We start from the raw sequence: 17,363 nt of genomic DNA, 5'->3' as shown, positions 1-17,363 counted from the left end.
GCCTGACAAGGGGGTAGGACAACATGCAGATCGGCATGGTCGGACTGGGCAAGATGGGCGGCAATATGGCCGAACGGCTGCGCCGCGGCGGTCACGAGGTCGTCGGCTACGACCGCGATCCGTCGGTCAGCGACGTGACCAGTCTGAAAGACCTGGTCGAGCGCCTGCAGGCGCCGCGCGTGGTCTGGGTCATGGTCCCCGCGGGCAAACCCACCCAGTCCACGATCGACGACCTCGGCGAGGTGCTCGATGAGGGCGACATCGTCGTCGACGGCGGAAACTCCCACTATGGGGACGACCAGAAGCACGCCGCCGAGCTGGCCGAGAAGGGCATCGGCTTCGTCGACTGCGGTGTCAGCGGCGGCGTCTGGGGACTGAAGAACGGCTACGCGCTCATGTGCGGCGGCGACCAGGCCAACGTCGACCGGCTGATGCCGATCTTCGAGACGCTCAAGCCCCAGGGCGAGGACGGCTTCGTCCACGCCGGCGAGGTCGGCGCCGGGCACTTCGCGAAGATGGTCCACAACGGCATCGAATACGGCATGATGCAGGCCTTCGCGGAGGGCTGGGAGCTGCTGGAGGCCTCCGACGTCGTCAAGGACGTCAAGGGCTCCTTCAAGAGCTGGCGCACCGGCACCGTGATCCGCTCGTGGCTGCTCGACCTGCTGGTGCGGGCACTGGACGACGACGAGCACCTGGACCAGCTGCGCGGTTATGCACAGGACTCCGGCGAGGGCCGGTGGACGGTGCAGGCGGCTGTGGACCACGCGGTCCCGCTGCCGGTCATCACCGCCGCGCTCTACGCCAGGTTCGCCTCGCGCCAGGACGACTCCCCCTCGATGAAGGTGGTCGCGGCGCTGCGCAACCAGTTCGGCGGCCACGCCATCACCTCGACCGAGGGCAGCACGGGCAAAGGCGCCGACGCACCGGGCGCGGACGTGACGCCGCCCCGCGAGACCGACCGATAGCAAGCGTGCCGTGACCCCGGTGATGGGCGGGGCGCACTAACCTTCTTGGGGTGCACGTCGCCCACCTGTCGCTGACCGACTTCCGGTCCTACGCCTCCGTGGAGCTCGGCCTGGAGCCGGGCGCCACGGCCTTCGTGGGGCCCAACGGCCAGGGCAAGACCAACCTGGTCGAGGCCCTCGGCTACGTCGCGACGCACTCCAGCCACCGGGTGGCGAGCGACGCGCCCCTGGTGCGCAGGGGTGCCGAGCGGGCGATCATTCGCTGCGCCGTCCACAGGGACGACCGGCGGGCGCTCATCGAGCTGGAGATCAACCCGGGCCGGGCCAACCGCGCGCGGCTCAACCGCTCCCCCGTGTCCAGGGCTCGCGACGTCGTCGGCCTGTTGCGCACGGTGCTGTTCGCGCCGGAGGACCTGGTGCTGTCCAAGGGAGACCCCTCCGAGCGCCGCCGTTTCCTCGACGACCTGCTGGTGGCCAGGGCCCCCAGGTTCGCCGGTGTCCGCGCCGACTACGACCGGGTGCTGAAGCAGCGCGGCGCCCTGCTGCGTGCGGCCGCGCAGGCCCGCAGGGGCAGCAGGAGCGCCCGGCGCAAGGAGAGCGACACCGCGTTCGCCGCCGCGGGGGCGGGCGACGTGCTGAGCACGCTGGAGGTGTGGGACGCCCACCTCGCCAAGCACGGCGCCGAGCTGCTGCGGGCACGGCTGGAGCTCATCGAGGCGCTGCGGCCGCTGGTGGCGGGCGCGTACGCGGCACTGGCCCCGGCGAGCGCCCCGGCGACGCTCGCGTACCGGAGCACGTTGTCCACAGGTGGGGATGCCGATGAGGGGGGTCCGGAGGGTGAAATCGCCGGTGAGCGCGGATCTTTCGATACACAGACGTTATCCACAGACTTGGGGAAAACCCTTGAAGAACGGCTGCGGGAGCGGCTAATAGAGGTCCGCCAGTCGGAGCTGGAACGCGGCGTCACCCTCGTCGGCCCGCACCGCGACGACCTGATCCTCGGCCTGGGCGACCTGCCGGCCCGGGGCTACGCCAGCCACGGCGAGTCCTGGTCGTTCGCGCTGGCGCTGCGGCTGGCCGCCTACGACCTGCTGCGGGCCGACGGCGGCGATCCCGTGCTGATACTCGACGATGTGTTCGCCGAGCTCGACAGCCAGCGCAGGCGGCGGCTGGCCGAGATCGTCGCGCCCGCCGAGCAGGTGCTCATCACGGCCGCCGTACCGGATGACGTGCCACCTGAGCTGACCGGAGCCAGATTCGACGTCGCGGAGGGGAGCGTGACCCGTGTCCGATGAGGAAAACCCCACGGCCAAGGGCGTGGCCATGGCCAGGGAGAAGCTCGCCCAGGCCAAGGCGGACGCGGCCAAGCGCGGCCAGCTCCCCCGGCGTGAGCCGAGGCGGAAGGGGCCGCGCAGGGACAGCGGCGATCCACAACTTTTCGGACGTGCGATCGCGGATCTGCTGGCCGCTCGCGGCTGGGAGCGGTCGGCGGCGGTCGGCGGCGTGTTCGGCCGCTGGGCCGACATCGTGGGCCCTGACCTGGCCGCGCACACCAAGCCCGAGTCCTTCGAGGACGGCGAGGTGCTGATCGCGGCCGACTCGACCGCCTGGGCCACGCAGGTGCGGCTGCTCGCCCGCACCCTCGTACGCAGGCTCAACGAGGAGCTGGGCGACGGCACGGTGACGAAAGTCAAGGTCAGGGCGCCGCAGAACGCGCCCCGACCTTCAGGTGGATTGCGGGTGACCGGAAGCAGAGGCCCAAGGGACACCTACGGATAGCAGCGTCCAGCCCCTGCGGTTGGGCGCCGGGGGCGATCAGAAAGCCGCAGACGCGATAAGCCCCCTTTCCGGAGGGGGGATGCTGGCCCGGGGGCAAATCAAGCTAGCGGGCATCACAGGCGCGTTCATTGCCACCTCAGGCCTCCGGAGGCGGTAGAATAAAAAAGGATTCCGGACACGTCCGCTTGCGTGTCACCCCGGCAGCAAGCCGACTCCCCTGGGTGACCGCGCATCGGGGCACTCACGACGGTGACGGGCACGGCAGGGGCAGCTTTGCGATTTGATGGCCTCCCCCGCCGCGTGTCCGCGGCAGGAGGATTTCGCAGTTGTCCTACGACGCTAGCTCAATCACCGTACTCGAAGGACTTGAGGCGGTTCGCAAGCGACCGGGTATGTATATCGGCTCCACCGGGGAGCGCGGCCTGCACCACCTCGTCTACGAGATCGTGGACAACGCGGTGGACGAGGCGCTGGCCGGTTATGCCACCACCATCGACATCACGTTGCGGGCCGACAACGGCGTGCGCGTGGTCGATGACGGCCGCGGCATCCCCACGGGCATCCACCCGGTGGAGAAGCGCTCCGCCGTCGAGGTCGTGCTGACCACGCTGCACGCGGGCGGCAAGTTCGACAGCCAGTCCTACGCGGTCTCCGGCGGCCTGCACGGCGTCGGCTCGGCCGTCGTCAACGCGCTGTCCACCGCCATGGATGTCGAGGTCAAGCAGAACGGCCACTACTGGCGCCAGCGCTACGAGCACTCCAAGCCCGTCGCGCCGCTGGCCAAGGGCGAGGGGACCGACGAGACCGGCACCACGATCACGTTCTGGCCGGACGAGGACGTCTTCGAGACCACGACGTGGAACTATGAGACGCTCTCGCGGCGCTTCCAGGAGACGGCCTTCCTCAACAAGGGCCTGAAGATCAGGCTGACCGACGAGCGTCCCGACCACGTCAACGGCGCGCCCACCACGGTCGAATACCACTACGAGGGCGGTCTGGCCGACTTCGTCAAGCACCTCAACACCAAGAAGGAGCCGGCGCACGCGTCGATCATTTCCTTCGAGGAGGAGGGCGACGGCATCGCGGTCGAGATCGCCATGCAGTGGAACAACTCCTACTCGGAGTCGGTCTACACCTTCGCCAACACGATCAACACCGCGGAGGGCGGCACCCACGAGGAGGGCTTCCGCGCGGCGCTGACGACGATCGTCAACCGCTACGCGCGCGAGCAGAAGTTCCTCAAGGAGGGCAAGGACGACAACCTCTCCGGTGAGGACGTCCGCGAGGGGCTGACCGCGATCATCTCGGTCAAGCTGTCCGACCCGCAGTTCGAGGGCCAGACCAAGACCAAGCTGGGCAACACCGAGGCCAAGTCGTTCGTGCAGAAGGCCTGCAATGACCACCTGCGCGACTGGTTCGAGCGCAACCCCGGCGAGGCCAAGGACATCATCTACAAGTCGCTGCAGGCCTCGCGCGCCCGCATCGCCGCCCGCCAGGCCCGCGACCTGACCAGGCGCAAGTCACTGCTGGAGTCCGGCAGTGGCCTGCCGGGCAAGCTGGCCGACTGCCAGTGGAACGACCCGGAGAAGTGCGAGCTGTTCATCGTCGAGGGCGACTCGGCCGGCGGCTCCGCCAAGGGCGGCCGCGACTCGCGTTTCCAGGCGATCCTCCCGATCCGCGGCAAGATCCTCAATGTCGAGAAGGCCCGGATCGACAAGGTCCTGAAGAACAACGAGGTCCAAGCGCTGATCACGGCGCTGGGCACCGGCGTGCACGACGAGTTCGACATCGCCAGGCTGCGCTACCACAAGGTCATCCTCATGGCCGACGCCGACGTCGACGGCCAGCACATCAACACGCTGCTGCTGACGCTGCTGTTCAGGTTCATGAGGCCACTGATCGAGGCCGGTCACGTCTACCTGTCGTGCCCGCCGCTCTACAAGATCAAGTGGGACCGCAAGGGCGAGGACGCCTCATACGCCTACTCCGACCCCGAGCGCGACGCGGTCATCGCCGACGGCATCGCCAACGGCAAGCCGGACCCGCGGCCGCGCGACAACGTACAACGCTTCAAGGGTCTGGGCGAGATGAACGCCGGCCAGCTCTGGGAGACCACGATGAACCCGGCGACCCGGCTGCTGCGCCAGGTCACGCTCGACGACGCGGCGCAGGCCGACGACCTGTTCAGCGTGCTCATGGGCGAAGACGTGGAAGCCCGGCGCGACTTCATCATCCGCAACGCCCGCGACGTGCGTTTCCTCGACGTTTAAGAAGGACCTTTACCCGTGACGGACGTGAACACCACTCCCCCGGCTGACCGCATCGAGCCGGTGGACATCCAGTCCGAGATGCAGCGCAGTTACATGGACTACGCGATGTCCGTCATCGTGTCCAGGGCGCTGCCGGACGTACGCGACGGCTTGAAGCCGGTGCACCGGCGGGTGCTCTACGCCATGTACGACGGCGGCTACCGTCCCGACCGCGGCTACTTCAAGTGCGCCCGCGTCGTCGGCGACGTGATGGGCACCTACCACCCGCATGGCGACACCTCGATCTACGATGCGCTGGTCCGCCTGGCGCAGCCGTGGTCACTGCGTTATCCGCTGGTCGACGGGCAGGGCAACTTCGGCTCGCCGGGCAACGACCCGGCGGCCGCCATGCGATACACCGAGTGCAAGCTCGCGCCCATCGCCATGGAGATGCTGCGGGACATCGACAAGGAGACCGTCGACTTCCGCCCCAACTACGACGGCAAGTCGCAGGAGCCCGACGTCCTGCCGGCGCGTTTCCCGCAGCTGCTGGTCAACGGCTCGGGCGGCATCGCCGTCGGCATGGCGACCAACATCCCGCCACACAACCTGCGCGAGGTGGCCGCGGCGGTCAAGTGGTACCTCGAAAACCCCGAGGCCAATGACGAGGAGCTGCTCGAAGCGTCGATCAAGCTGGTCAAGGGGCCGGACTTCCCCACGAAGGCTCTGATCGTCGGCCGGCGCGGGATCGAGGACGCCTACCGCACCGGGCGCGGCTCGATCACCATGCGCGCCGTGGTCGAGGTCGAGGAGGACAAGGGCCGGCAGGCCCTGGTCGTCACCGAGCTGCCCTACCAGGTCAACCCCGACAACCTCGCCCTGAAGATCGCCGAGCTGGTGCGTGAGGGCAAGCTCAGCGGCATCGCGGACGTACGCGACGAGAGCTCCTCGCGGGTCGGCCAGCGCCTCGTCATCGTCCTCAAGCGGGACGCGGTCGCCAAGGTCGTCCTCAACAACCTCTACAAGCACACCCAGCTGCAGGACACCTTCGGCGCCAACATGCTGGCGCTGGTCGACGGCGTACCGCGGACGCTGCGCCTCGACCAGTTCATCCGCCACTACGTGGCGCACCAGGTCGAGGTCATCGTCCGCAGGACCCGCTATCTGCTGCGCAAGGCCGAGGAGCGGGCGCACATCCTGCGCGGCCTGCTGAAGGCCCTGGAGCGGCTCGACGAGGTCATCGCCTTGATCCGGGCCTCGGAGTCCGCCGCGCACGCCCAGCAGGGCCTCATGGCTCTGCTGGAGATCGACGAGGTGCAGGCGCAGGCCATCCTCGACATGCAGCTGCGCAAGCTCGCCGCCCTGGAGCGCCAGGCGATCCAGGACGAGTTTGAGTCGTTGATGACGCAGATCGCCGAGTACAACGCGATCCTGGCCAGCGAGGCCCGCCAGCGGGAGATCATCAACGACGAGCTCGCCGAGGTCGTCGGCCGCTACGGCGACGAGCGCAAGACCGAGATCATCGCCTACGACGGCGACATGTCGATCGAGGACCTCATCGCCGAGGACGAGATCGTCGTCACGATCACCAGAGGCGGCTACGCCAAGCGCACCAGGACCGACCTCTACCGCGCCCAGAAGCGCGGCGGCAAGGGCGTACGCGGTGCGCAGCTGCGTCAGGACGACATCGTCGACCACTTCTTCGTCACCACGACGCATCACTGGTTGCTCTTCTTCACCAACAAGGGCCGGGTTTACCGCGTCAAGGCGTACGAGCTTCCTGAAGGCGCGCGTGACGCCCGAGGCATGCATTTGGCGAACCTTCTTGCCATGCAGCCCGACGAAACAGTTATGGAGGTTCTCGACCTACGCGACTACGACGTCGCCCCCTATCTCGTCCTGGCCACCCGCAGCGGCCTGGTCAAGAAGACCCGCCTGTCCGAATACGACTCCCCCAGGTCCGGCGGTCTGATCGCGATCAACCTGCGGGAGGACGACGAGGTCATCGGAGCCCGCCTGGTCTCCGAGGAAGACGACCTGCTGCTGGTCTCCAGAGGAGCCCAGTCGATCAGGTTCACCGCCTCCGACGAGGCGCTTCGCCCCATGGGCCGGGCGACCAGCGGTGTCATCGGAATGAGGTTCCTCGAAGGTGACGAACTTCTGTCCATGAATCGGATGGCCGACGGTCAAGATGTGCTTATCGCCACCGAAGGCGGGTACGCAAAACGGACGCCAGTGGAGCAGTATCCAGTTCAGGGCCGTGGCGGTAGAGGGGTGCTGACGGCAAAAATCGTGAGTTCCCGTGGCAAGCTGGTCGGAGCCGTCATGGTCAACCCAGAGGACGAGGTCTTCGCGATCACGTCCGCCGGCGGGGTGATCCGGACGAGTGCCGGCGAGATCAAGCAGTCCGGCCGCCAGACCATGGGAGTGCGATTGATGAATCTCGCGGAAGGCGACAGCGTGGTGGCCCTCGCCCGGAACGCGGAGTCGTTGGAGACTTCGGTGGAAACTGAGGAAGACGGGGGAGGAGAGTAGTCCATGAGCGCCCAGGGTGGTGGTGCCGCCAGGACAAAGGCGGCTTCGGGTAACGGACAGCAACCAAACAAGCCCGCAGAGACCGAGATTTTCAACCCAGTCGACGAAGGACAGGAAATCACCTCGCCCGCGCAGGGCAAGCCTGTCCCGCCCAAGGAGGACGCGCGGCAGCAGCGGTCGCATGCTCCTGCCTCCGCGCCCGCGCCCCATCCTCCTGCGCCTGTGCCTCAGACGGAGGGCAACGACACCGTACGCATCCGGCCATCGCTGGCCACCGAGGCCCCGCCCGCGCTCGAGCTGCCGAAGAAGAAGTCTTCGAACGCCGGCGCGGGCCGGCTGCCCCGCAAGGCCCATCTGGTCCTGCGCCGCGTCGAGCCATGGTCGGCCATGAAGTTCAGCTTCGTGGTCTCCCTGGTGTGCTTCGTGGTGCTGTTCGTGGCAGTGGCCGTCCTGTACGGCGTGCTGTCCGCGCTGGGGGTTTTCGACTCGATCGTGGACCTGGTCAACCAGCTGGGCCAGGGCGAGCAGGGGCAGAGCTCGATCCCGATCGACATCGCCTCCTGGTTCGAGCCGGTGCGGATCCTCGGATACACCGCGCTGATCGGGGCCGTGAACGTGGTCCTGATCACGGCTCTTTCCACGCTCGGGGCGGTCATCTACAACATCTCCTCTGACCTGGTCGGGGGCGTTGAGGTGACCTTCAGCGAGGCCGAGTAGAACCGCCATGGGGCATGCTGTTCGCGCTGTGCTCGGGATGAGGACGGCGCGAGCAGCATGCCGGAGGCGGTAAGCTTTTCCTCGTCCGAATAACCGGTTCGCCTCTGATCTGCGGATGCGGTAGCGTTCGGTGCGCGGGGCTATAGCTCAGACGGTTAGAGCGCTTCCCTGATAAGGAAGAGGTCCCAGGTTCAAGTCCTGGTAGCCCCACCCAGATAACCAGCAGAAACAGAGCCGTTCTCGATCACGAGGCGGCTCTTTTTCGCATCGTGGGAGAAATCTGGGAGACGACCTTGGTCACTGTCCCCTCCCGCCACTTCGCGAGCTCCGCGTCCAGCAGGGGGATGGCGGAGTACGGGTAGATCTTGAACCGCTCGGCGACCGCGTTCTCCCACAACGCCTGCAGCATGTCGACGAGCTCGACGCGCATCTGCTCGGTCGGGTGCCCGTACCGCCCCTGCATCGAGTTGTCCTCGTGGCCCATCCGCTCGACCTTCAATGCCTTCTTGATGCCGGCGTCGTCCATCCACGTCTGGTGCGCGTGCCGGAACCCGTGCGGGGTGAGCCCGGGCAGCAGCGGCCGCCACGTCACCAGGTGCGGCCTCTCCCGCTCCGGCCACCTCTCCCAGTCCGGGATCCCGCGACCCGTGGGCGGCACGAACACCTCGTCCTTTACCGCCTTCGGCCATTGCCACATCACCGGCCGCCCGGGCCAGTGCTGCTCGCCGTCGAGGGCCTGGCGGCGGCCGCGCACCGGCTTCAGCCCGTACACCGCGGCGTCGGCGAGCACGGGCCGCGCCTCCCGGGCCCGCGCTCCCTTCCGCGCCGGGTACATGCCGTCGGCCGCCGGCCGCATGATGGTCGTCCCGAAGTTCCCCCTCTGAAAGTGGGACCCTTCCGGGCTCAGGAAGAGGTAGCGCTGTCCCGGGCACCACTCCACGACCTCTCCGCCGTCAACGGGCGGCAGTTCCGTCTCGTCCCGCGGTGTGCAGTGGCAGGCCTGTGCGACCGCGGCTTGGTCGACGAGCATCGCCCACAGGAACGGCGGCGCGTCGAGCTGGCGGACGCTGCCGTCCTTCGGATGGTTGAGATAGAACCCCTTCAGCTCATACAGCTTGCGGTTGATGTCGAGCAGCTGTCCCTTGACCAGAAGCTTGCCCGGCTGCAACGCCAGCACCTCCGACCATCGCAGCCCGGACCAGGCCTTTGTGATCAGCATGAGGAACACGTCGTCGTGCTTCGCCAGGAGTGCACACCGCTCGGCGACCAACAGCGCCTGCAACGGGCTCGGCCACACCTTCGCGGCCGCCTTGGCCGCCTCGACCCGCCGCAGGCCCTTCATCCCCGTCCCGCGGCGGCGCACCACGGGGTTGAAGTCCAGATAGCGCGGGACGGCCGCATTGAGGATGTTCTCCAAGAGGTTGCGGGCGCCGGCCGCCGTCGACCGCTTGTAGCCCACCCGGATCATGTCCATCTCCCACGGGTCGATCTCCTCGCTCGGCCAGTCCTCCACCTGCATCAGACGGTCACCGAACCGGTGAAGCAGGTGGCTCTGCAGCAGCGAGCGATACTTCGCCATGGTGGACGGCTGGAGTCGGAGCCCTCGGTACCAGGCCCACGCGAACTGCTCGAACGTGGGAGGCAGGGCGGCTTCCTCCTCGGCCTTGCGGATGCCGCGCCGGATCAGGACCTCTTCGTCCCGGCCCCACTGGCGCGCCTCGTCCTCGTCCGCCCAGGGTTCGCCCGTCTCCGGGTTTGTGCTGATGCCGCCGCTGTACTTGCCGTTCGCCAGCTTGTACCTGACGCGGATGACCCCGTTGCGGATCTCGGTGTACGCCACCTCACACTCCCCTCGCCACTACCGATGGTGGCGGCTCTCCGTTCCGCAGCCAACTGGGGGCGTCGAAGTAGCGCGACAGGTCGGTGCCCATCCGCCCAATGTGCTGGGCCAGCTGCGCCGTGATGAGCTGGTCCGGTACGGGCACGATGAGCCCGGCGGGGGTGATCTCCGGGATGATCTTCTCCGGGTCTGCGTCGACGCGCCGGTCGATCACGATGGGGCACCACGGCTCCACCGTTGGAGCGTTCCTGGGCGTGAGCACACAAGCGAGCGTGCTGCTGAAGGCGGTGAGCGCCGCGACGAGTCGGGGAGAGATCTCTCCTTGAGGGACCACCACGTCGACGAGCCCGTCCCGTATGTAAGCGGCGATCGTGCCGGCCGGAATCAGGAGTCGGTTGATAGCGAGGTACTGCACAAGAGTCATCGAAGGGCCCCCGTGGCCGTTGCTGCTGCTGGGACGTCATGAGCGTCTGAGGCAAACGCAGATGAGAGACGCGCCAGAGGAGTGTGTCACTGCACGGAGAGTAGTTACAGAGCGTGCGATAACCGATTTCCGGCATACGGGACAGAATGGGACTAAAGGATAGGGAAGCATAGCTATTCGGATATACGGCCATAGCTAGTATGAGCAGGTCTCAACATGCACATACATGCTATGGCAGGCAGTGTCACGGATTACTCGAAACGCCCACCGTTGACGTCCTTTGTGATCGCTACTTGCCTGACTCTCGCCGGCGCCGGTCCAGCATGGCCGCCAGCTCCTCGGCCTGCTGCTTCACGAACTCCCGATCCTCGTCCGGCAGCGTTGGCGGCACGCCTACCAGCATCGTGCCGCGATCGACCTTGATCTCGGTCACATCAAGCTCTGGTCCTTGCATCTCTCGGAGAACTTCGGCGGCATCGGCTCTGTCTATCTCTTCAAGATCGCCCGGCTTGATGCCGATCTCGTAAGCCATGTGTGCGATCAGCTGCTTCGAGCCTCGCACTGGGACTGGCGGTTTTCCGCGGCCGCCTGACTTGTAGCCTCGCTCGACATTTCCCCACGTCACATCACTGATTCCGGCCCGCTTGGCAGCGGCGGGTACGGATAGTCGCGGCCGAATGCTCTCTCGCACCCGTCGAATGAGAGCACCTTCCTTGGTTGGCTTCGGCAGGTCGCCCGTCATGTCCCCGAACCCTCCAGTCAAGTACAGCAAAGTACAGCTAATCGTGCTGGTAGCAGGGTCTCCAGATCAACTTGAGACGAGATAGGAGGCAAAAAGAGCCTATCTATCTTGTACTTCACTAGTCTTAGCGCTACTTTGCTACCCATGCCCTCTAACGTGAGGCAACGGCCTCTCATACACAACCCCCGAGCGGTGCGGCTTCGGCGCATCGCGGCAGGGCTCAAGCAGAAGACCCTGGCTGACCTGGCGGAGCTCAGCGAGGCCCACGTGTCGCTTATCGAGAACGGCAAGCGCTCCCCGGGCGCTGACGTTCTCAAGCGTCTGGCAACTGCCCTGGACTGCGCCATCGAAGACCTGATGGCTGTTGAGGAGCCGATGCATCTGGAAGGGCCCGAGCTCCAGTGAACGCCACGCCCGACGACATTTCCGAGTTCCGGCTCTACAGCAGCGCGCAGGCGGCCGAGCTTGTCAGCGGTGGCGAGGATGGCGGGCTGACCAAGGCCACGTTCGATGCCCTCGCCAGGTCGGGCCAGGTCAAGTACACACGCATCCGCCGCAAGATCCGCTGGACCGTGGCGCAGATCGCGGCCGCGGTCGCCTACTGCGAGACGGCCGGCGGCGAGGAGGCGAAGGCCTCGGCGCCTGCAGCCCGCAGCACCGTTCCCGCTCCCCCGGCGCAGCGCGGCACCGTCGCACCGTTCAAGGTGCGGCCCGGCAGCCGCTACGCGACCTCCACCCGCTGACCCCTCGTCATGGAGATCTCCATGCCCCTGCCCAAGCAGGACTCGCCGGCCCGCCGCATCGATGAGCGGCCGCGCACCTACCGCATCACCACGCCCCGCCGCACGTGCGTGGTCGTCGAGCTCGGGGGCTCTGGCGACCCGGTCAAGATCAAGGTCTCGCGCCGGCTCGACATGGTGCTCGGCATGAACACCGCCCCCGTCCTGGACCTGTCGCAGGAGGAGGCGTGGGCGATCTGGGCCGCTCTCTGCGACGGCCTCGGCGCCGGCGGGGAGCCGCCCGACTGGACGAATGGGCCGCTGACCGCGTTCGGGCCGGACGGCGCCGCGCTGCCGGCGCTGCCCACCGCGGCCGCGGCCGAGCCGTTCTGAGAGCCCTGATGCAGATCCGCCTCATCGGCACCCCGACCGAGCTCCGCATCGCGGTTCGAGCGCTCAGGGTGCTCTACACCCTTCAGTCCGTCTCGCCGCAGATCCCGGCCCGCCCCAAGGGGGCCGGCCTGTTCCGGGTCTACGTCGAGGCCGTCATGCCCGAGCCGGTCACCGTACCGGACTCCCACGACAAAACCGAAGGGCCTCCCAGGCGCTGACCCGGGAGACCCCTGACACGGCAAATGAAACGAGCTCTCGTGATCAACTCTACTGACCCGCCGATCAGTTCCGCCAGCCCTGACCAGCGCAACGCTCTCGCGACGGCCGTCCAGGACTTCGACTGGACCCGCCGCCTCTCGCCCGACGTGCGATCGCTGGTCACCACATGGCTGGAGATCGGCGACCGAGCGATGTGCACCATCAGCATCGTCCCGCCGGCCACGGGCGGTGGCCGGTGATCGTCAAGAAGATCAGTGCCGACCAGATCGAAGCCATGCGCGTGCACATCGAGCGTGAGCTCTCCTACGGGGAACCCGGCCGCGTCGGCGCCGACGAGACGCTGTCGGTCATCGCTGCTTACAAGGAGGCGGCGGCCGAGGCCGAGCAGCTGCTCGACGCGCTGCGCGCGGTTCGGGAGGCGCTCGACATCCCCCACGCCGCCACCGTCGGCGGAGACGAGGTGCGTGACCAGGTACTGCTGGCCCGGCAGACGCACGCCATGCTCATGATCGAGCGACTGGTCGACGGAAAGCCGCACTGGGGGATCGGCCAGGAGGTCAGCTTCCTGCGCGAGCGCCTGGCCGAGAACCCGGCGACCGGGTATGTCACCGGCGAGCAGGCCCGGGCCGCTCGCGCCGCGGGTGCCACGTACGAGGAGTCCGTCACCCCGCCCGGGCCTGAGGCGTCGGCGGCCGGCGACACTCCGGTGTCGCCGGCTGCGGTGACCGCGGTGATGCGCCGCGCCTCCGACCTGATCGACCAGCAGCCGTACGGACACGTCGACGTGTTCGCCGCGATCGCCCAGGCGGCCGGCGAGCACACCGACCGTAGCGATCACGTCGAGCAGCTCAGTGGCGCGGTCCTGGCGGTAATCGCCGAGCTCCTCGGCGCCGGGGATCTGGAAGCGGTGCGCCGCTGGTCGCAGGCGCGGCCCCACGAGGTCGTCGTCGCCTTCCTTAGCGCGGCCGCCACGGCGCGCGAGCAGCGCGAGGGAGGCAGGGGATGACGAAGATCACCGTGGCATTCGAGATCGACACCATTCGGCTCCACGAGACCGCGGACTCCTATCTGGCCACGCTGTGGCACATCGCACAGGCGAACCCGGCCGATTCCATGGACAAGGACGCCGGGCAGCTGACCGAGCGGATCGGCCGCGAGATCATCCGCCGGTGGCTGAAGGCGACGCCGCCCGAGCTCTGGCACCACCAGGGACATCACTACTACTGGAACGAGCTGCGCCAGCTCGGCAAGTGGGTCGATGGCGTGTTCGTCCCCCACCAGGCTGCCGCGCTCGGGACCGAGCTGCAGGAGCCGCCGGGCGGTGAGGGCCGGTGAGCAGCCCGACCAACTGGAATCTCGGCGATCCGGCCGACGCGCTCCTGCTCCTGGCCGCCGGCGTCGAGGAGCTGGAGGCGGCGGGCGGCCAGCAGCTGCTGCACTCCTCTGTGATCCCGACCGAGCTGTACGGCGGCACCGATGAGGACCTGGCCGCGCTCGGGTTCGAGTTGGGCGACGTCGTCGACGGTGACCCGCTGTTCCGCCACGCGACCCTGCCGCCGGGCTGGACCCGGCGCCTGGAGGAGCGGGACCCGCGCGGCTCGTACCTGGTCGACGAGCGTGGCCGCGATCGGTTCTCGATCTTCTACAAGGCGGCGCCGTACGACCGGAAGGCCTCCATGGCGCTGGTGCCCGTTGAGGGCGGTGAGGGCCGGTGACGGCGCGCGATCCCCGCAATGACGCGTTCCGGCCGCCGCCGCCCAGCTGGCCCGACCTGCTCAGCACGGCGCGGCTGGCCCGCCTGTGGGGCATGCACTGCCGTCTGGTCAGCGTCCTCATCACCAATGGTCTGCTCGACGGCAGGCTCGGCCCGACCGGTCGGCACGAGGTGAGTCGGGAGGCGGCCGAGGCCTTCGCCCGCGACGCCATACGCGTGCGCGAGGTGACTGCCGGCATCACGATCCGGCACCCGCGCTGGGCGCGCGGCCGCCCGCTACGCGTGGTCGAGAACGCCCTGGTCGAGAACGGCACGAGATGGCAGCTCGGCCTGCGCACCGAGGGCGGCCAGCTCGTCTACCAGTCGCCGTGCCCCGGGGACCGGATCGTGCTGCGCGCCCCCCAAACCCCTCTTTCCCTCGAGACCCCTGTGAAGGACCTGGACCAGCATGAGCCTGCTTGAAACCTCCATCCCGCTGGGACGGCCCCAGCCGGGCGCCGTCCACCGCCGCGCGGACGGCACGTACGCGGCCTCGATCCTGCTCGGCGGCTGCCCGTGGTGGGCCGAATCCCGGCAGGAGCTGATCGATCTCGGCACGGTCGCCCGGCAGATGCTGCGCCGCCTGGACGAGGCCGAGGCCGACGCCCGCTACCGCGGCCAGCTCGCCGAATCTGCCGAATTGGCGGAGCAACGCGCCGAGCCTCGCCCGTACACCGCCGCGGCCGCGGCCCGTCGCGCCGTCGCGCCCCCTCCCCCGGACATCATCGCGATCCTGAACGGCCCGGACGCCGGACCGGCCGAGCCGCGCCGCCCGGGCGCACACGCCCGCACCGACCCGCCCGAGGCCTCCGGCCCACAGGGGCAGGTGGTGCCGGACCCTCCCGCCGCGGCGGCGTCCTGATGGCACGCCGCCGCCAACCCCGCGCCTCCGGCCACCGGGCGGGCCGCCGCCAGGTGCCCGCCGGCGTCCGCTGGTGGAACCGGCTCCGCAGTAGTTGGCGCGAGCTGTGGAGCTCGACCTATCAGACCTTGACGTCCTGGGCGTAGCAGCCTCGACCGTGCCCGCTGGCCACTTCCCCGGCCAGCGGGCGCACCGGTCGCGGCAGGCCCTCCCTGCCGCGCCCGCCGACCGGCGAGCGCACTCCCTTTCCGACACCGACCCACCACCGCCGCGGCGACCGCCACGGCGGCACCCGCTCACACACCCGGAAAAGAACATGAGTTCGACATATATGGCCGCAGCCTGCCTGCCGCCCGCCCTCAGCCCCGTACGGGCCCGCCTGGCCAACCCGGACAAGCCCCCGGCCGGGCCTGAAGAGGTCATCGAGGTCTACGCCGCCACGCCCCCGGGCAGCCCCAAGCACGAGAACGTGTACGGGCTGCTCATCCTGCCGCGCGATGCCGCCTACGACGTCATCTCCCGACTGGAGGACGCCCCGGCCTCCATCAACGCGATCGACCGGCGAATCGCCGGCCAGGTCCGCTGGGTGCTCGACCTGGACTACCGCAGCGACGCCGACCGGCCCGAGGAGTGGGTCCACGACCTGATCGTCTTGATGACGCGCCTCCCGGAGGAGGAGCAGAGGCGCCTGGGCCGCATCTACCCGGCCTACACCGTGGCGGTGGCGATCGGCACCGGGCCCGGCGGACTCGAGGCGCTGCGCCGCTGGCACGAGTCCCTGCCCGCCGACGAGCCCGACACCGCCGCGGGGTAGCGGTGGCGATCTTCGTCCCGATCCTGCTCGTGCTCGCCGGCGGCGCGCTGTGCGCCGCCGGCGAGCGCGCCATGCTCGACCGGCGCTGGTACAAGGCACTCATCACCGGCGCCCCCGGCGTAGCCCTCGTCGCGATGGGCGTAGTCGCGGTCGCGCTCGGCCTGACGCCATGACCGCCCGCGAAATCCTCGCGCTGCACGCGGCCCTCGAGGCGCGCCGGCGCGAGCTCCACCTGTGCCGCTGGCAGGTCGCCGTGCAGCTCCAGATCGACCCCAGGACGCTCTGGCGGATGTCCTACGGCCTCGCCAGCCCATACACCCGCCGCGCGGCGGAGGCGTGGCTGCGCCGACATACCAGCCCGTCCCCGACCACTCACGAGACCAAGCAAGGAGGTAACGATCATGACAGTGGTGGCAGCGGCGACGGGTGAGCTCATCTTCTGGGAGTGGGTGCGGATCCTGCGCCGCGCCGAGCTCGGCTTCGGCGCCGGCAAGAAGCGGATCGGCAGCAACGTCGTCCAGCACGTCGCCATGATGGCGTGCACGTACGGCAACCCCGACGGCAGCCGGATCCGGCCCGGCCTTCAGCGCCTGGCCCGGGTATGCCGACTTGACCCGGAGACCGTACGGCGCTGCCTGACGCGGCTCCGCGAGCTGGGCCTGTTCCGGCGCGTCTTCGAGGGCTCCAAGGCCGGCCGCCGCGGCGGCCTGTCCGACGAGTACCAGCTGGACATCCCCCACGACATCGCCGAGCGCGTGGCCATGCTCGACCCCGACGAGCACGAGCTGATCGTCCCCGAGGGAGTCGAACCGCCGCCGATGCGCGCCCCCCGAACCAAGCCCGCGGCCGCCCCCACGGACGGATCACCCGGTGCAGCACCGGGCGATGAGCCTGTGGATAACCCGCCGGAGGAGGTTCCGGCGGCCGCCGATATGGCCCTGCCCGGCGAAGAACACCCGGTGCTGCCCCTCGAAACACCCGGTGCTGCCCCTGACAACACCCGGTGCAGCACCGTGCCACCTACACATAGACCTCCCAATCACCTACCAGACGCACATGACCCTCCGTACGGCGCTGAGGTGGAAGGGGAGACGGCCGAGCGCCGCGAGCCTTCGGCCAAGAGTGATCTTCCGCCGCCGAGAGTGCTGCCGCTGAGCGCTCTGCGCGAGATCGACCCGGCCGAGGCCTACGCCGCGGCGATCGCCGAGCTGTCCAAGCTGCCCGAGTTCGGCCACACGTGGGTGAGCCTGGCGCGGCGCGAGCTCGGCGAGCACACCCCGCGGCGCGACCTCGTGATCAGGGCTCATGCCCTGTACGCCGAGCGGCGGCCCGCGTGACACGGCCCTGCC

23 protein-coding genes and 1 tRNA gene are annotated in these 17,363 nt (G+C 68.7%); 21 read left to right on the top strand and 3 right to left on the bottom strand.

The window, feature by feature from the left end; genetic code table 11:
• Window positions 1-23: 23 nt before the first annotated feature.
• The 7 genes from gnd (at window position 24) to OHA25_RS08745 (ending at window position 8,458) form a co-directional block, all read left to right on the top strand.
• Window positions 24-968 carry a phosphogluconate dehydrogenase (NAD(+)-dependent, decarboxylating) gene (gnd, locus tag OHA25_RS08775; protein WP_327587089.1) on the top strand — a complete coding sequence of 315 codons (945 nt, stop codon included), beginning with the start codon at window positions 24-26 and terminating at the stop codon, window positions 966-968.
• Window positions 969-1,018: 50 nt separating this feature from the next.
• Window positions 1,019-2,263 (top strand): DNA replication/repair protein RecF, encoded by a 1,245-nt coding sequence (recF, locus tag OHA25_RS08770; RefSeq protein WP_327587088.1) that lies wholly within the window; start codon window positions 1,019-1,021, stop codon window positions 2,261-2,263.
• The gene (locus OHA25_RS08765; RefSeq protein WP_327587087.1) at window positions 2,253-2,747 is read left to right on the top strand and encodes a DUF721 domain-containing protein; all 495 of its coding nucleotides are present in this window, start codon (window positions 2,253-2,255) and stop codon (window positions 2,745-2,747) included. Before recF ends, OHA25_RS08765 begins: the two co-directional genes overlap by 11 nt.
• Before the next feature lie 326 nt (window positions 2,748-3,073).
• Window positions 3,074-5,017 (top strand): DNA topoisomerase (ATP-hydrolyzing) subunit B, encoded by a 1,944-nt coding sequence (gyrB, locus tag OHA25_RS08760; RefSeq protein ID WP_327587086.1) that lies wholly within the window; start codon window positions 3,074-3,076, stop codon window positions 5,015-5,017.
• Window positions 5,018-5,032: 15 nt separating this feature from the next.
• Complete coding sequence (gene gyrA, locus OHA25_RS08755) at window positions 5,033-7,531, top strand: DNA gyrase subunit A (protein WP_327587085.1); 2,499 nt, start codon at window positions 5,033-5,035, stop codon at window positions 7,529-7,531.
• Between the two features lie 3 nt (window positions 7,532-7,534).
• Window positions 7,535-8,248 carry a DUF3566 domain-containing protein gene (locus OHA25_RS08750; RefSeq protein ID WP_442942081.1) on the top strand — a complete coding sequence of 238 codons (714 nt, stop codon included), beginning with the start codon at window positions 7,535-7,537 and terminating at the stop codon, window positions 8,246-8,248.
• Window positions 8,249-8,384: 136 nt separating this feature from the next.
• Window positions 8,385-8,458: transfer RNA gene (locus tag OHA25_RS08745), tRNA-Ile, on the top strand.
• A 34-nt stretch (window positions 8,459-8,492) separates the two neighbouring features.
• On the opposite strand, the gene OHA25_RS08740 is transcribed toward OHA25_RS08745, so the two are convergent.
• The 3 genes from OHA25_RS08740 to OHA25_RS08730 form a co-directional block, all read right to left on the bottom strand.
• Window positions 8,493-10,088 (bottom strand): hypothetical protein, encoded by a 1,596-nt coding sequence (locus OHA25_RS08740; protein ID WP_327587084.1) that lies wholly within the window; start codon window positions 10,086-10,088, stop codon window positions 8,493-8,495.
• 1 nt (window position 10,089) lies between these two features.
• Window positions 10,090-10,512, bottom strand: a complete 423-nt coding sequence (locus OHA25_RS08735; RefSeq protein ID WP_327587083.1) for a hypothetical protein — start codon at window positions 10,510-10,512, stop codon at window positions 10,090-10,092.
• Window positions 10,513-10,801: 289 nt separating this feature from the next.
• The gene (locus OHA25_RS08730; RefSeq protein WP_327587082.1) at window positions 10,802-11,044 is read right to left on the bottom strand and encodes a hypothetical protein; all 243 of its coding nucleotides are present in this window, start codon (window positions 11,042-11,044) and stop codon (window positions 10,802-10,804) included.
• A 402-nt stretch (window positions 11,045-11,446) separates the two neighbouring features.
• On the opposite strand from OHA25_RS08730, the gene OHA25_RS08725 reads away from it, so the two are divergent.
• From OHA25_RS08725 to OHA25_RS08660, 14 genes are all read left to right on the top strand, one after another.
• Entirely contained in the window at window positions 11,447-11,659 is a 213-nt protein-coding gene (locus OHA25_RS08725) for a helix-turn-helix domain-containing protein (protein ID WP_327587081.1), read from the top strand.
• Window positions 11,656-11,997 (top strand): hypothetical protein, encoded by a 342-nt coding sequence (locus tag OHA25_RS08720; protein ID WP_327587080.1) that lies wholly within the window; start codon window positions 11,656-11,658, stop codon window positions 11,995-11,997. Before OHA25_RS08725 ends, OHA25_RS08720 begins: the two co-directional genes overlap by 4 nt.
• 21 nt (window positions 11,998-12,018) lie before the next feature.
• Entirely contained in the window at window positions 12,019-12,366 is a 348-nt protein-coding gene (locus OHA25_RS08715) for a hypothetical protein (protein WP_327587079.1), read from the top strand.
• A gap of 8 nt (window positions 12,367-12,374) precedes the next feature.
• Window positions 12,375-12,584, top strand: a complete 210-nt coding sequence (locus OHA25_RS08710; protein ID WP_327587078.1) for a hypothetical protein — start codon at window positions 12,375-12,377, stop codon at window positions 12,582-12,584.
• A gap of 39 nt (window positions 12,585-12,623) precedes the next feature.
• On the top strand, window positions 12,624-12,824 hold the full coding sequence (locus tag OHA25_RS08705; RefSeq protein WP_327587077.1) for a hypothetical protein: 201 nt from the start codon (window positions 12,624-12,626) through the stop codon (window positions 12,822-12,824).
• The gene (locus tag OHA25_RS08700; RefSeq protein ID WP_327587076.1) at window positions 12,821-13,591 is read left to right on the top strand and encodes a hypothetical protein; all 771 of its coding nucleotides are present in this window, start codon (window positions 12,821-12,823) and stop codon (window positions 13,589-13,591) included. The genes OHA25_RS08705 and OHA25_RS08700 overlap by 4 nt, the downstream gene beginning before the upstream one ends.
• Entirely contained in the window at window positions 13,588-13,920 is a 333-nt protein-coding gene (locus OHA25_RS08695) for a hypothetical protein (protein WP_327587075.1), read from the top strand. The genes OHA25_RS08700 and OHA25_RS08695 overlap by 4 nt, the downstream gene beginning before the upstream one ends.
• Window positions 13,917-14,300, top strand: a complete 384-nt coding sequence (locus OHA25_RS08690) for a hypothetical protein (RefSeq protein ID WP_327587074.1) — start codon at window positions 13,917-13,919, stop codon at window positions 14,298-14,300. The genes OHA25_RS08695 and OHA25_RS08690 overlap by 4 nt, the downstream gene beginning before the upstream one ends.
• Window positions 14,297-14,761, top strand: coding sequence for a hypothetical protein (locus tag OHA25_RS08685; protein WP_327587073.1), 465 nt, complete (start codon window positions 14,297-14,299; stop codon window positions 14,759-14,761). Before OHA25_RS08690 ends, OHA25_RS08685 begins: the two co-directional genes overlap by 4 nt.
• Window positions 14,748-15,200: a hypothetical protein gene (locus tag OHA25_RS08680; RefSeq protein ID WP_327587072.1), complete on the top strand. Its 453-nt coding sequence runs from the start codon at window positions 14,748-14,750 to the stop codon at window positions 15,198-15,200. Before OHA25_RS08685 ends, OHA25_RS08680 begins: the two co-directional genes overlap by 14 nt.
• 316 nt (window positions 15,201-15,516) lie before the next feature.
• Window positions 15,517-16,014 (top strand): hypothetical protein, encoded by a 498-nt coding sequence (locus OHA25_RS08675; RefSeq protein ID WP_327587071.1) that lies wholly within the window; start codon window positions 15,517-15,519, stop codon window positions 16,012-16,014.
• Window positions 16,015-16,016: 2 nt separating this feature from the next.
• Window positions 16,017-16,187, top strand: a complete 171-nt coding sequence (locus tag OHA25_RS08670) for a hypothetical protein (RefSeq protein WP_327587070.1) — start codon at window positions 16,017-16,019, stop codon at window positions 16,185-16,187.
• Entirely contained in the window at window positions 16,184-16,444 is a 261-nt protein-coding gene (locus OHA25_RS08665; protein ID WP_327587069.1) for a hypothetical protein, read from the top strand. The genes OHA25_RS08670 and OHA25_RS08665 overlap by 4 nt, the downstream gene beginning before the upstream one ends.
• Window positions 16,416-17,351, top strand: coding sequence for a hypothetical protein (locus tag OHA25_RS08660; protein ID WP_327587068.1), 936 nt, complete (start codon window positions 16,416-16,418; stop codon window positions 17,349-17,351). Before OHA25_RS08665 ends, OHA25_RS08660 begins: the two co-directional genes overlap by 29 nt.
• The last annotated feature ends 12 nt before the right edge of the window (window positions 17,352-17,363 follow it).

Origin of the sequence: Nonomuraea sp. NBC_00507, assembly GCF_036013525.1 — a bacterium.
Lineage (GTDB): Bacteria > Actinomycetota > Actinomycetes > Streptosporangiales > Streptosporangiaceae > Nonomuraea.
The sequence above is the reverse complement of the archived record's forward strand: the minus strand, read 5'-3'. Positions and strand labels throughout refer to the sequence as shown.